The 13,129-nt window shown below is 64.9% G+C and carries 11 protein-coding genes; 4 read left to right on the top strand and 7 right to left on the bottom strand.

Going from position 1 to position 13,129, the window contains the following annotated elements:
* Positions 1-46 precede the first annotated feature (46 nt).
* From SSO01S_RS02590 to SSO01S_RS02580, 3 genes are all read left to right on the top strand, one after another.
* The gene (locus SSO01S_RS02590) at positions 47-1,198 is read left to right on the top strand and encodes an acyl-CoA dehydrogenase family protein (protein ID WP_066794709.1); all 1,152 of its coding nucleotides are present in this window, start codon (positions 47-49) and stop codon (positions 1,196-1,198) included.
* 97 nt (positions 1,199-1,295) lie between these two features.
* Positions 1,296-2,402 (top strand): acyl-CoA dehydrogenase family protein, encoded by a 1,107-nt coding sequence (locus SSO01S_RS02585; protein WP_066794706.1) that lies wholly within the window; start codon positions 1,296-1,298, stop codon positions 2,400-2,402.
* The gene (locus SSO01S_RS02580; protein ID WP_066794703.1) at positions 2,402-3,280 is read left to right on the top strand and encodes an acyl-CoA thioesterase; all 879 of its coding nucleotides are present in this window, start codon (positions 2,402-2,404) and stop codon (positions 3,278-3,280) included. Before SSO01S_RS02585 ends, SSO01S_RS02580 begins: the two co-directional genes overlap by 1 nt.
* Positions 3,281-3,294: 14 nt before the next feature.
* On the opposite strand, the gene SSO01S_RS02575 is transcribed toward SSO01S_RS02580, so the two are convergent.
* From SSO01S_RS02575 to SSO01S_RS02555, 5 genes are all read right to left on the bottom strand, one after another.
* Positions 3,295-4,005, bottom strand: coding sequence for a hypothetical protein (locus tag SSO01S_RS02575; protein WP_066794698.1), 711 nt, complete (start codon positions 4,003-4,005; stop codon positions 3,295-3,297).
* Between the two features lie 65 nt (positions 4,006-4,070).
* On the bottom strand, positions 4,071-4,856 hold the full coding sequence (locus tag SSO01S_RS02570; RefSeq protein WP_066794695.1) for an SDR family NAD(P)-dependent oxidoreductase: 786 nt from the start codon (positions 4,854-4,856) through the stop codon (positions 4,071-4,073).
* A gap of 121 nt (positions 4,857-4,977) precedes the next feature.
* The gene (locus tag SSO01S_RS02565) at positions 4,978-5,991 is read right to left on the bottom strand and encodes a phosphotransferase family protein (RefSeq protein WP_066794692.1); all 1,014 of its coding nucleotides are present in this window, start codon (positions 5,989-5,991) and stop codon (positions 4,978-4,980) included.
* The gene (locus tag SSO01S_RS02560; RefSeq protein WP_066794689.1) at positions 5,988-7,073 is read right to left on the bottom strand and encodes a Zn-dependent alcohol dehydrogenase; all 1,086 of its coding nucleotides are present in this window, start codon (positions 7,071-7,073) and stop codon (positions 5,988-5,990) included. The genes SSO01S_RS02565 and SSO01S_RS02560 overlap by 4 nt, the downstream gene beginning before the upstream one ends.
* A 92-nt stretch (positions 7,074-7,165) precedes the next feature.
* Positions 7,166-8,431, bottom strand: a complete 1,266-nt coding sequence (locus SSO01S_RS02555) for an acyl-CoA dehydrogenase family protein (RefSeq protein WP_066794687.1) — start codon at positions 8,429-8,431, stop codon at positions 7,166-7,168.
* Between the two features lie 139 nt (positions 8,432-8,570).
* Here SSO01S_RS02555 and SSO01S_RS02550 point away from each other — a divergent pair, with 139 nt between their 5' ends.
* Positions 8,571-9,803: a TetR/AcrR family transcriptional regulator gene (locus tag SSO01S_RS02550; protein WP_066794685.1), complete on the top strand. Its 1,233-nt coding sequence runs from the start codon at positions 8,571-8,573 to the stop codon at positions 9,801-9,803.
* Between the two features lie 36 nt (positions 9,804-9,839).
* On the opposite strand, the gene SSO01S_RS02545 is transcribed toward SSO01S_RS02550, so the two are convergent.
* Positions 9,840-10,205: a hypothetical protein gene (locus SSO01S_RS02545; RefSeq protein WP_066794681.1), complete on the bottom strand. Its 366-nt coding sequence runs from the start codon at positions 10,203-10,205 to the stop codon at positions 9,840-9,842.
* 111 nt (positions 10,206-10,316) lie between these two features.
* Entirely contained in the window at positions 10,317-13,031 is a 2,715-nt protein-coding gene (locus SSO01S_RS02540) for a TonB-dependent receptor (protein WP_066794680.1), read from the bottom strand.
* Positions 13,032-13,129: the final 98 nt, after the last annotated feature.

Below are 13,129 nucleotides of genomic sequence, written 5' to 3'. Positions count from 1 at the left end.
CGGCTTGAGATCCCAGCTTTCGCTGGGGTGACGAGTGGAGAGAGTGATGTCTGACCTCGAACAATTCCGCGCAGAAACCCGGGCCTGGCTCGAGGAGAACTGTCCGCCCGAGATGCGCAAGCCGATGCGCGGCGAGAAGGACGCGACCTGGGGCGGGCGCAATCCCGAATATGCGCATCCCGACCAGAAGGTCTGGATGGACCGGATGGGCGCACGCGGCTGGACGGTGCCGGACTGGCCGAAGGAGTATGGCGGCGGCGGGCTCTCTCCGGCGGAGACCAAGATCCTGCGCGAGGAATTGAAGCGCATCAACGCGCGCAATCCGCTGAACAGCTTCGGCATCTCGATGCTCGGCCCTGCGCTGCTGAAATACGGCACCGAGGAACAGAAGCTCGAACATCTGCCCAAGATCGCGCGCGGCGAGATCCGCTGGTGCCAAGGCTATTCGGAGCCGAACGCGGGATCCGATCTGGCGGGCCTCGCCACCTCGGCCGAGGATGCAGGCGATCATTATATCGTCAACGGGCAGAAGGTCTGGACCAGCTACGCCGACAAGGCCGACTGGATCTTCTGCCTGGTGCGGACCGACAAGACGACCAAGCAGGGCGGCATCAGCTTCCTGCTGTTCGACATGGCGAGCGAAGGTGTCTCTACCAAGCCGATCCTGCTGATCAGCGGCTATTCGCCTTTCTGCGAGACCTTTTTCGACAATGTGAAGGTGCCCAAGGCCAATCGCGTGCATGACGAGAATAAGGGCTGGGACGTCGCCAAATATCTGCTCGGCCATGAGCGCGAGATGATCTCCGGCATGGGGCTCGGCGCAGGTACCGATCAGCTGATCGAGGCGGCGCGCAAGGGCGTCGACCCGATCCTTCGGGGGCAGATCGCCCTGTTCGACGTGCGCTCGCGCGCATTCGCCGCCATGTCCGAGCGCTTCATCGATGAATTGAAGGCCGGCAAGGCGCATCCGGCGCAGCCTTCGATGATGAAATATTACGGCACCGAGCTGAACAAGACTCGCCACGAATTGCTGATGGCGGCGGGCGGCAGCGACGCGCTGGAATGGGAAAGCGAGGCATCGAACGGCGGCGCCGCACCCCGCGCATGGCTGCGCACAAAGGCCAATTCGATCGAGGGCGGGACCAGCGAGATCCAGCTCAACATCATCGCCAAGCGGATTCTGGACCTGCCCTCGTAACCCACACCGTCACCCCAGCGAAGGCTGGGGTCTCAGGCCGCGAGCGCGCGCCTGAGGCGAGAGATCCCAGCTTCGCTGGGATGACGAAGGAAGAAGAATGCCTCTCTATCTGAACGACGAACAGGCGATGCTCCGCGATACCGCGAAGGAGTTCGTCGCCGAGCACGCCCCGGTCAGCCATATGCGCGCGCTGCGCGACGCCAAGGACTCGACTGGATTCAGCCGCGATCTGTGGAAACAGTTTGCCGGAATGGGGCTCACCGGCATCCTGATCCCGGAGAGCGATGGCGGGCTGGGCCTGGGCCATGTCGAAGCGGGGGTGGTGCTGGAGGAAATCGGGCGGAACCTGTCCCCCTCCCCGTTTCTCAGCACCGCCGTCGCGGCGGTCGAGGCGCTAAAGGGCACCGCGCATGCCGCGCGCTGGTTCCCCGGCATCCTGGCAGGCGAGACCGTCGCCGCGCTGGCGATCGACGAGGGCCCGAAGCATAATGGCCGGATCGAGATGCAGGCCGAGCGCGCGGGCAACGGCTTTCGCCTGACCGGCGCCAAGACCTTCGTCGCGCATGGCCATGTCGCCGATCTGATCCTGGTCGCCGCGAAGACCGGCGGTGGCACGACGCTGTTCGCCGTTCCCAATGATGCAAAGGGCCTCTCGGCAGCCCCCGAGCGGCTGGCCGATGCCTCGCTTTCCGCGCGCATCCGGTTCGACGGGGTCGAGGTGGACGCCGATGCGGTGATCGGGGACGTGGATGCGGGCGACGGCCCGCTTGGCCGTCTGCTGGCTGCGGGGCGCACCGGAGCGTCGGCGGAATTGCTGGGCGTGGGCGGCGGCGCGGCCGACATGACGGTGAGCTACCTCAAGGAACGCAAGCAGTTCGGCGTGCTGATCGGCAGCTTCCAGGCGCTGCAGCACCGCGCGGCGCATCTCTATAGCGAGATGGAAGTGGCGCGGGGGGCCGTGCTCAAGGCAGCGCAATTGCTCGACAGCGGCGAGGACGCCCGCGAGGCAGTGGCCGTGGCCAAGGCGATGACCGGGCTCGCCACCACGCTGGCGGTGCAGGAAGGCGTGCAGATGCATGGCGGCATAGGCATGACCGACGAATATGATATCGGCTTCTACATGAAGCGCGCGCGCGTCCTTGCCGAGATGTTCGGCGACAGCAATTTCCATGCGGACGCGCTGGCGCGGGCGGCGGGATATTGATGCGCCCGGAATTGTCGCCCTTGGAGCTGGTGGAGCAGCTCTTCACCCTGCTCGATATCGAGCAGATCGACACCGATCTCTATCGCGGCCCGCGCCAGCCCGGCGGGGTCGGGCGCGTGTTTGGTGGACAGGTGATCGCGCAGGCGCTGCAGGCGGCGCAGCGCTCGATCGAGGATGACAAGGCGGCGCACTCGCTCCACGCCTATTTCATGCGGCCGGGGGATGAGGATTTCCCGATCATCTACCGCGTGGTCCGCGATTTCGACGGGCGCAGCTTCGCCAATCGACGCGTCATCGCGATGCAGAAGGGCCAGCCGATCCTCAACATGACCGCGAGCTTCCAGCTGCCGGCCGAGGGGCTGCACCATCAGCAGCCGATGCCCGATGTGCCAGCGCCCGAAGACCTCCGCTCCGAGCGCGACCTGCGCAAGGAGATCGAGGATCAGGTGCCCGAAAAGCTCCGCCGCTTCTTCCTGCGCGCCCGCCCGATCGAGATCCGCCCGGTCGCCCCGCGCAACTGGTTCCGCCCGGAAAAGACCGATCCGGCGATCCAGCACAGCTGGTTCCGGGTCATCGCCCCCCTCCCCGACGAGCCCGCGCTGCACCGCGCGATGCTTGCTTATGCCAGCGACATGACCCTGCTCGGCACCTGCATGCTGCCGCACGGCGTTTCGTGGATGGGCGGCGTGCAGACCGCCAGCCTAGACCATGCGGTGTGGTTTCACGAGCCGTTCCGCTTCGACGACTGGCTCCTCTACACCACCGACAGCCCGTGGAGCGGCCATTCGCGCGGCTTCAATCGCGGTCGAATCTACACGCAGGACGGCCGGCTGGTCGCCAGCTGCGCGCAGGAGGGGTTGATCCGGGTGCGGGATTAGCCCCCGGCCGCCGCTTATTTCGGCACGACCGTATAAGCAGCGGGCAGATACAGGAACACTTCGGTCAGGCTCGCGCGCGCCCATTCGACGGGACGATCCAGCCCGGTTACCTGCACGCCATAATCCGTACCGAACTTCGCGACGGTAGCCTTGGCGTCGGCAAGGATCAGATCGATGATCGCAGTGCGGTACTGATCCGGGCTCACCACGGAGAGCGTAAGGCCCGAAGTGGCGTTAAGCTCCGCGCGGCCGATAGCGGGCACGGCCTTGATGAACTTCGTGATGCGTTCGAGCGCCGTCTTGGAATCCACACCATCGGCCAGCCGGGTCTTCACCAGAAACCGCGCAGCATTGGTGTCGCTTCGTCCGCCACCCGACAAGGTGAGATTCTTGTAATTGGCAAGGGTCAGCGCCTCGACCAGATAGTCGCCGGTTGAAAGCTCGACGCCGAATTTTGGCGCGAGTTCGATCGCGCTGCGCAACATGGCGTAGATTTCCTCGTGCCGCTTAGCTTCCTCGCGCGTGTCGCCCAGGATCTGGGCGGGCAACACAGCGAAATCGGCGGTGCGCTTCAGGTTGATGATCGGGCGCTCGCTGGGCGCATTCCGTTCGGCATTGAGGTAAGAGCCCTGCCGACTGGCGGTGACAACAACTTCCTGCGACCATGCGGATGTCGCGCTGGCCAGCGCGGTGGCGGTGACCAACAGCTTGGTAATCGAACGCATCAAAAACCCTCCCTCAACGGGCAGGATCGTGCGGGAGACAGGCTGCGCCCGTCGAATCGCAGCGATCAGAACGACGTTTTGCCGAACAACTGCCGGGTTACAGGATGGCTTGTGGAGAGCCCGCCATCAACTACCCAGGACTGGCCGTTGACATAGCTGGCTTCGTCGCTGGCCAGGAACAGCGCCACCCGCGCGATTTCCTCCGGCGCGCCCGCGCGCCGCAGCGGATTGAGCTGGCCGAGCTTGTCCTGCTTGCCCGCCTCTCGCGCATAATCGAAGGCACGCTGGGTCATGCCGGTCTCGATCAGCCCGGGGCAGATCGCGTTGACGCGGACGCCTGAGGTGGAAAGCTGCTGCGCGGCGGTCTGGACCAGATTGATGACGCCGGCCTTGCTCGCGGAATAGGCCGGGCCGCCCGCGCCCGAACGCAGCCCCGCTACGCTCGCGGTGCACAGGATCGCGCCGCCGCCACGCTCCACGATCTTCGGGCCGGCATGCTTGATCGCCAGCGCCGGGCCGATCAAGTTCACCCGCAGCACTTCGGTCCACAGCTCAACCGAGGAATCGAAGATGCCGTCCCCTCCCCCGGAGATCCCGGCATTGGCATAGAAGATGTCCAGCCCGCCGAAGCGCTCACAGGCGGTGGCGACCAGGGCCTCGACATCGGGCTCGGAACCCGCGTCCATCCGGACGGCGATCGCCTTGTCGAGCCCCGCGACCGTGTCATGGACTGCTTCGCTCAGATCGGCGGCGACCACGCTCGCGCCCTCAGCGGCGAACAGGCGGGTGGTGGCCCGGCCGATGCCCGATCCTGCGCCGGTGATGATGGCGGTTCTGCCTTTAAGCCTCATGTGTTGCCTCCATCCTCACCCTCACCCTTCCCACTCGGCTGCGCCTCGCGGGCCCCTTCCCTCTCCCATTGGGAGAGGGAGGGAGGCGCGAAGCGCCGGAAGGGTGAGGGTCCACATGCGTTCACGCCCCTGCCTGCCTTGCGAAACTCCACGCCGCCGCGGCGAGATCCGGCAGCCGCTCGACCGTTGCCGCCGCCTGCGCCGAGGAGGCATTGCCGTCGATCATCCGCTTCTTGATTCCCTGGACGATCCCGGTGAGCCGGAAGAGATTATAGGCGAAATACCAGTTGAGATCGGGAACGCCATCCCGGCCCGTGGCAGCACAATAACGCTCCACCACCTGCTCGATCGCCGGGATGCCGGTTTCACCGGTCAGCCCCTTCACGCCGGAACGGCCTTCCGGCTCGGTCACCCAGCTCATCAGATAATAGGAGAAGTCCGCCAGCGGATCGCCCAGCGTCGACAATTCCCAGTCGAGCACTGCGATCACGCGCGGCTCCGCAGGGGCGAAGATCATGTTGTCGATGCGGAAATCGCCATGGACGATGCTGGTCCGCGTCTGCTCGGGCACGGTGCGGGGCAGCCACTCGATCAGCCCCTCCACCTCAGGCAGATCGTCGGTCTGGCTCGCGCGATACTGCTTCGACCAGCGCGCCACCTGCCGCTCGAAATAATTGCCCGGCCTGCCATATTCGCCAAGCCCGACCGCGGCGTAATCGATCGAGTGCAACGCCGCGAGCGTATCGGTGATCGCGTTATAATGCGCGGTCCGTTCGGCGGGGGCCATGCCGGGCAGCGACCCGTCCCAGAGCGTGCGGCCCTCCACCATCTCCATGATGTAAAAAGGCGCGCCGATAACCGCGCCGTCCTCGCACAGCCCATAGGGCTTGGCGACCGGGAACCCCGCCGGGTGCAAGGCCGCGATGAGCTGGTGCTCGCGCTCCACGGCATGGGCGGATGGCAGGATCGGGCCGAACGGCTTGCGGCGGAGCACATAGGAACCGCTCGCCGCATCGATCCGGTAGGTCGGGTTGCTCTGCCCGCCCGGAAACTTCTCCACCGTGAAGGGCCCCGCGAACCCGCTCACATTCGCCGAAAGCCATTCGCCCAGCCGGGTTTCGTCCAGATCGCTCATTCGAACAGGATCACCGAACGCGCGGTGTCTCCCTTGCGCAATTTCTCCAGCGCATCGTTGACGTCTTCCAGCCGGATACGCTCGGCGACCATCGTATCGAGATCCAGCAGGCCATCGAGATACATCTTCACGAGACGCGGCATGTCGATCGGGAAGCGCGTGCTGCCCAGCGAAGAACCCTGAAGCTTCTTGCCGCTCAGGAAGGTATGGCCGGGAATGTTCACCGTGTTACCCGGGGCGATCATGCCTAGGATCGTCGCGGTGCCGCCGCGCCGCAGGATATTCCAGGCGAGCTCGGCGGTGTTCGAGCGCCCGACCGCCTCGATCGCATAATGCGCGCCGCCGCCGGTGAGCTTGAGCACCTGCTTGGCGACGTCGGCGTCGCCGGCGTCGAGCGCATGCGTCGCGCCCATCTTCAACGCCAGCGCGCGCTTCTCCGGCACCGGATCGATCGCGATGATAGTCCCCGCGCCCGCGATCTTCGCGGCGTTGATCGCCGAGAGGCCGATGCCCCCCGCGCCGATCACCGCGACGGTGTCGCCCGGCTGGACCTTGGAGTCATGGAAGATCGCGCCCGCTCCGGTGATGACCGCGCAGCCGAGCAACGCCGCACGATCGAGCGGCATCGCCTTGTCGATCGCGACACAGGCATTTTCGTGGATCAGCATCTGCTCGGCAAAGGCAGAGAGGTTGATGAACTGGTTTACCGGGGTGCCATCGGGCAGGCTCAGCCGCGGCTCTGCGTGCTTGCCGCGCTTTGTGGACGGATCGACGCACAAGGACGGACGGCCGCTCACACAGAATTCGCAGGTGCCGCAAAAGACCGTGAAGAAGGTGATGACGTGATCGCCGGGCTTCACATGCATCACGTCGCTGCCCACCGCCTCGACCACGCCCGCCGCCTCATGCCCCAGCACCGTGGGCATCGGATGCGGCCAGGCACCGTCCGCGAAATGGAGATCGGAGCGGCACACGCCCGCCGCCGCCGTGCGCACCAGCACCTCACGCGGGCCGGGCGCGGACAGCTTCACCTCAGTGATTTCGAGGGGCTTTCCGGGTTCGCGGAGAATCGCTGCTTCCATTCCCACTCCGTCATCCCAGCGAAAGCTGGGATCTTAGGCCACTCGGGGCGGCGCATTGTTATACGAGACTCCAGCTTTCGCCGAGGTGACGATCAGTGGCGCGGCGCAACCTCCGCCTTCCACGCACCCCACTTCCCGAACTCGTTGCGCGCGATCGCCCGGTTATGCACCTCGTCCGGACCATCGGCGAAGCGCAGCGTGCGGATCGCAGCCCAATCGTGCGCCAGATGGAAATCGCCGGAGACCCCACCGCCGCCATGCGCCTGGATCGCGTCGTCGAGGATCTGCAGCGCCATGGTGGGAGCCTGCACCTTGATCATCGCGATTTCTAGCTGGGCCGCCTTGTTGCCCGCTTTGTCCATCATGTCGGCCGCCTTGAGGCACAGGAGCCGCGTCATCTCGATATCGATGCGCGCGCGGGCGAGGCGCTGTTCCCAAACCGAATGATCGGCGATGCGCTTGCCGAAGGCGACGCGGCTAAGCAGGCGCTTTGCCATCGCCTCGATCGCTTCTTCGGCCACACCGATGGTGCGCATGCAGTGATGGATGCGCCCCGGCCCCAGGCGACCCTGCGCGATCTCGAAACCACGCCCTTCGCCCAACAATATGCTGTCCACCGGGACGCGCACATTTTCGAGCACCACTTCGCCATGCCCGTGCGGCGCGTGATCATACCCGTAAACCGAAAGCATCCGCTCGATCTTCACGCCGGAGGCGTCCATCGGCACCAGGATCATGCTCTGCTGGGCGTGCTTGGCGGCGTCCGGATTGGTCTTGCCCATCACGATCGCGACCTTGCAGCGCGGATCGCCCACGCCCGAGGACCACCATTTGCGGCCGTTGATGACATAATGATCGCCGTCGCGGACCATCGCGGTCTGGATATTGGTCGCATCCGACGAAGCCACCGCAGGCTCGGTCATCAGGAAGGCCGAGCGGATCTCGCCCTCCATCAGCGGCTTGAGCCACTGGTCCTTCTGCGCGCGCGTGCCGTAGCGGTGGAACACTTCCATATTGCCGGTATCGGGGGCCGAGCAATTGAACACCTCGGACGCCCAGCCGATGCGGCCCATTTCCTCCGCGCACAGCGCATATTCGAGGTTGGTGAGCTGGGTGCCCCGAAACTCGAAACTGTCATCGACATGAGCCTGCCCGGAATGCGGCGGCATGAAGAAGTTCCACAGGCCCGCAGCCTTGGCCTCGGCCTTCACCTCCTCGAGAACGCGATTGACCTTCCAGCGATCGCCCGTTGCCGCCTCGGCATGGTAATCGGCGTCGCGCGGCCGGATGCGGCTATCGATGAACGTTTTCACGCGGTCGCGGAAATAGGTTTCGCGCTCGGTCAGCGTGAAGTCCATGACATGCTCTCCATCAAATCGTTCTACCGGGCTTAGAGCGTACCCGATATTCGGTAAAGGCGGTTGGCGGAGAAAATTCGGCACATCGCGCATTCAAAAAAGCGCTTTGGCATGGCCGCAAATTGGCTAGATTGGCCGGATGAACGCGCCAGACAAAATCGAAAGCGGCACCAAGCGGTTTCAGGCCAAGCGCGATGCTATCCTCGCGGCCGCCGCCGATGCGATCAACGAGCAGAGCGCGAAGGGCATGACCTTCGCCGATGTCGCGCGCCGCGTCGGGCTGAACACCACCTCCGTCACCTATTATTTCAAGCGCAAGGAAGATCTTGCCGCCGCCGCGTTCGAACAGACGCTCGACCGGCTCGATGCGATGCTGGCCGAAGCTGCGGCCTATCCCGATCCGGAATCGCGCGTCCGCCGTTACCTCACGGTCAATATGGAGCGGCTGGCGCGCATCCGCCGGGGCGAGGAGCGCGATTTCGCGATCCTCTCCGATCTGCGCGCCATGGAAGATCCAGTGAAGCGCGAGTTGCTAGAGCGCTGGCGCGGCGTGTTCCGCAAGACGCGCAGCCTGTGGGGCGCGCCGGCCAATCGAAACCAGACCGACCTGTTCGGCGCGCGCGCGCATGTGCTTCTCGAAAACACCTTCTGGCTGCCCGCCTGGCTCACCCGCTACGAAGTCGACGAATATCCCCGTGTCGAAGCGCGCCTGATGGACGTTTTCCGCCACGGCATTGCGGCGCCGGGGCAGGCATGGACTCCCGAGATCTTCAGCCTTGAGCATGACGAGCCCGAGCCCGGCCGTGAAGCTTTCCTGCTCGCCGCCACCCGGCTGATCAACGAACTCGGCTATCGCGGCGCATCGGTGCAGAAGATCGCCAGCGAGCTCAACGTGACCAAAGGCAGCTTCTACCACCATCTCGATGCCAAGGATGAGCTGGTCATCGCCTGCTACAAGCGCAGCTTCGACATCATCGCCGATGCGCAGCGACTGGCGGAAAGCCATGAAGGCAGCCATTGGCAGCGGCTGGAGAGCACCATCGCCACGCTGCTCGACGTGCAATTCTCGGAACGCGGCCCGCTTTTGCGCACCACCGCGCTGTCGGGCCTGCCCCCGCGCGTGCGCACCACGATGATCGATCGCTCGAACCGCATCGCCCGGCGCTTCGCCGGCATGCTTTCGGATGGGATCGCCGAGGGATCGATCCGCGCGATCGATCCGCTGGTGGCGTCGCAGGCGCTGATGGCGCTCCAGAACGCGGCGTTCGACATGCGCAAATGGGCGAGCACCATGCCCCGCGAACAGGCGATCGCCTATTACGCCTCCACGCTGGCGTTCGGCCTGTTCGACGATGGCGTGCTCGGCCGCTAGCGTTTGAATCCAGCAACCCGTGGGTCCCCGCTTTCGCTAGCCGCGCGGCGGCCTGCCCGCCTGCGCCTTGCGGTGGCCGGCCTCCAGCGTCAGCGGTCCGCGCGGATTGCGGGGGAACAACGCCTTGATCCGGTAGAATAAGGGCGCGGCGTCGGCCCGGCGGCCCAGCTTGGCGCAGATCGTCACCTCGCCCTCACGGCCCCAGCGTTGCTGCTCGCTCTTCGCCACGCGCCGGTCTCGTGCCAGCAAGCGCTCCACCCGCTCGAAGGTGGGGCGGTCGATCCCCATCGCGTAGCTGCCGAAGCTCACCTTCACGTCGCATGCTCCGTGCGCGACCGGCTGAGCGGCTGCGCTGACCGTGGTTACGATCAGCGCGAGGGTGGCGGCGAACACATATTTCATCACAGGCTCCTTTCCTCCTGCTTTCCGCCGCGCCGCATGAACCGCGCGTGAAACGCGAAAGGGCCCGCAGTTTCCCGCGGGCCCTTCCCTTATTGCGCTATGAAATCCGGCTTAGAACTTGCCGCGGAGCGTGACGCCATAGGTCCGCGGCTCGGCGAGATAGGCCGAGAAGATCTGGCGGCCGCCCGGATATTGCGGGTCGGTGAAGGGCGCGCCGGTGGCTCCCTCCTGGAACGGCGAGTTGAACGCGACCTGGGTATAGTTCTTGGCAAAGATGTTCTGCCCCCAGAATTCGACGCCCCAGCGCTGCTCCGGCCCACGGATGCCGATGCGCGCGTTGAACACCGCGAAGCTGTTCTGCGCCTTTTGCGGGAACAGATCGGATCCGGTGTTGTAATCGTCGGTCAGGCGGCCATCGAGGTAGAACAGGCCGCTAAGGCCCGAGCTGCCCAGTTCCGGCGTGAACGCCAGCGAGGCGGTGGCGACAAACTCCGGCGCGTTCGACAGGTTCTGGCCCGGCAGCAGCCGCAGAGCCTGATCGAGCGGCGCGCCGCGCGCATTGCCGACGAGCTGGTCGTGATACTTGGTCTTGGCATAAGTGAGGCCCATGCCGAAGCGCAGGTCGCGCATCGGCACCAGCGACGCTTCGAACTCGATACCGCTCGATACCACGCCATAGGTCGTCTGGTTCGCTGCGCACGCGCCGGTGGCGCTCGCATTGGCGTTGTAGTTTGCGGTCCCAGTGAACTTGCTCTGGTCGCGATCCGCACCGCCCAGATCGCTCTTGCAGCCGTTGATGTTCTGGACGAGGAAAACCGTACCGTTGAACGTGTTCAGCTGGAAGTTCTTGAACTCCTGGCGGAACAGAGCGAGGCTCGCGCTGAACGGACCGCTGCCATATTTCAGGCCGATTTCGTAGGACGTCACCGTTTCCGGATCGAACTGCAGGTTGCCGACCAGCGCCTGCGCGCCCGCCTGCCCGCCGAACGGCGCGATCGGAGCCTTGAGCGCGGAACGGTCGAGGTTGAAGCCGCCCGCCTTATAGCCGGTCGAAACGCTGCCATATCCCATCAGGTCTTCGTTGAACTTGTACGAGAGCACGGCCGTGCCGGTCCAACGGTCCTCCTTGCGGGTCGATGCGATGCTGACATTGTTCAGCTCGGCGGTCGAATTGCCCTGGCACGAAAGGCCGATCAGCGCGTCGACCACTGCGGTGAGCGCCGCGTTCGACCGGAGCGGCAGCAGCGCGGTCTGGTTCGCCACGCAGCCCACATTGTCGTTACCGAACGTCGAATTCAGCCGCTTGCGCTCGTTGGTGTAACGCAGGCCAAGCGTCAGATCGAGGCCGGGTGCCATGTGGACGATATTGTGCGTGAAGAACGCATAGTTGCGGCTGTTCTGCTTGTAGCGATCGAGCGTGGAGCCGCGATTGTTGATCCCGTCCAGCGTGTCGAACGCCGCATAGATCAGCGGGGACGCCGCGCCGAACGCAGCCGGCCGGGCCGCGAGACAGCCCGCCGACGTAGGCGAGTAGAGCGCGGCCAATCCGCCGCCCGATACGATGCGGCAGGTGGCGAAGCGGCCATATTGGCTGCCGAACCGCAGATTGTCGGTCACTTCCAGGTCTTCGTTGGCGTAATAGCCGCCGATCAGCCAGTCGATGCTCTCGTCCATCGCCGTCCCCTGGAGGCGAAGCTCCTGGCTGAACGTCTTGAACGAGCGGGCGGCGCCGCCATTGTCCGCGCGATACAGGATATCGACGAAGCTATAGTCGGTGTCGGAAGCCTGATCGCTCTTATAGTCGCGATAGCCGGTGATCGAGGTCAGCTTCGCGCCGCCCAGATCCCAGTTCACCTCCATCGACACGCCACCATCGGTGGTCGATCCGCCATAAGAGCGGCCCGGCGTCACATAGAGGTTGCGGCTATAGGGATTGCTGAACGCCGCCATCGGCTGGCCCAGGCCCTGGAGCACGCGAACGATGCTGTTCTGCGCCGGATCGTTGAGTCCGCCAATATATTGGTTGGCCGCCGAATCGAGATAGACCGCGCCGCAGCAATCCTCGTTGCGCTTGGTATAGTCGCCGATCAGCCGGATCGTCAGATCGCTCGAAGGCTCGTACTGGAGCTGCGCGCGAACGAAATAGCGGTCGCGATTGTTCACGTCGCGATTGTTGGTCACGTCGCGATAGAAGCCGTCGCGCTTCACATAGGTCGCGTCGATGCGTCCGGCGAGCGATTCGCTGAGCGGCGCGTTGACGTGCCCTGCGAGGCGCAGGAAGTCGTAATTGCCATAGGTGGCTTCGGCGCCGGCGCTGAAGCCGGCGGCCGAAGGCGCCTTGCTGACGATGCTGAGGATGCCGGCCGATGCGTTACGGCCAAACAGCGTCCCCTGCGGGCCGCGCAACACTTCGATCCGGTCGATATCGCCCAGTTCGTTCAGCCCCATGCCCGAACGCGAGCGGTACACACCGTCGATGAAGACCGCGACCGAGCTTTCCAGGCCGGGATTGTCGCCCACCGTACCGATGCCGCGAATACGCGCCGATCCGTTCGCTTCGCTGCCCGTCGACGAAACCATCAGCGATGGCGCGATCTGGTTGAGCTGGCGAATGTCGGTCGCGCCCGTATTCTCCAGGCTGTCCGCGCTGATCGCGGTGATCGCCAGCGGCACTTCGGACAGAACCTGCGAACGGCCTTGCGCAGTCACGATAATCTCGTCATCGCCCTGCGTGGCCTCGGGCGCATCCTGCGCATAAGCGGGTGCCGCCACCCCCAGGATCAACGCCGGAACTGCACAAGCCGCCAAAAGACGTAACCGCGTCATAAAACCTCTCCCACCACTGGCCGGAGCACTTTGCGGCTCCATACCGGAAACTCGAATACAGCGATTTCCCTAAGGTCCGTCAAGCATAACAAGAGTTG

Source organism: Sphingomonas soli NBRC 100801 (assembly GCF_001591025.1).
GTDB lineage: Bacteria > Pseudomonadota > Alphaproteobacteria > Sphingomonadales > Sphingomonadaceae > Sphingomonas > Sphingomonas soli.
Note: the sequence above shows the minus strand (reverse complement) of the source record. Positions and strands in the feature narration are given on the sequence as shown.

What these genes read in the sequence shown, in the direction of transcription:
- SSO01S_RS02590 (WP_066794709.1), top strand. Translation starts at nt 47, where the DNA reads ATGTCTGACCTCGAACAATTCCGCGCAGAAACCCGGGCCTGGCTCGAG.
- SSO01S_RS02585 (WP_066794706.1), top strand. Translation starts at nt 1,296, where the DNA reads ATGCCTCTCTATCTGAACGACGAACAGGCGATGCTCCGCGATACCGCG.
- SSO01S_RS02580 (WP_066794703.1), top strand. Translation starts at nt 2,402, where the DNA reads ATGCGCCCGGAATTGTCGCCCTTGGAGCTGGTGGAGCAGCTCTTCACC.
- SSO01S_RS02575 (WP_066794698.1), bottom strand. Translation starts at nt 4,005, where the DNA reads ATGCGTTCGATTACCAAGCTGTTGGTCACCGCCACCGCGCTGGCCAGC.
- SSO01S_RS02570 (WP_066794695.1), bottom strand. Translation starts at nt 4,856, where the DNA reads ATGAGGCTTAAAGGCAGAACCGCCATCATCACCGGCGCAGGATCGGGC.
- SSO01S_RS02565 (WP_066794692.1), bottom strand. Translation starts at nt 5,991, where the DNA reads ATGAGCGATCTGGACGAAACCCGGCTGGGCGAATGGCTTTCGGCGAAT.
- SSO01S_RS02560 (WP_066794689.1), bottom strand. Translation starts at nt 7,073, where the DNA reads ATGGAAGCAGCGATTCTCCGCGAACCCGGAAAGCCCCTCGAAATCACT.
- SSO01S_RS02555 (WP_066794687.1), bottom strand. Translation starts at nt 8,431, where the DNA reads ATGGACTTCACGCTGACCGAGCGCGAAACCTATTTCCGCGACCGCGTG.
- SSO01S_RS02550 (WP_066794685.1), top strand. Translation starts at nt 8,571, where the DNA reads ATGAACGCGCCAGACAAAATCGAAAGCGGCACCAAGCGGTTTCAGGCC.
- SSO01S_RS02545 (WP_066794681.1), bottom strand. Translation starts at nt 10,205, where the DNA reads ATGAAATATGTGTTCGCCGCCACCCTCGCGCTGATCGTAACCACGGTC.
- SSO01S_RS02540 (WP_066794680.1), bottom strand. Translation starts at nt 13,031, where the DNA reads ATGACGCGGTTACGTCTTTTGGCGGCTTGTGCAGTTCCGGCGTTGATC.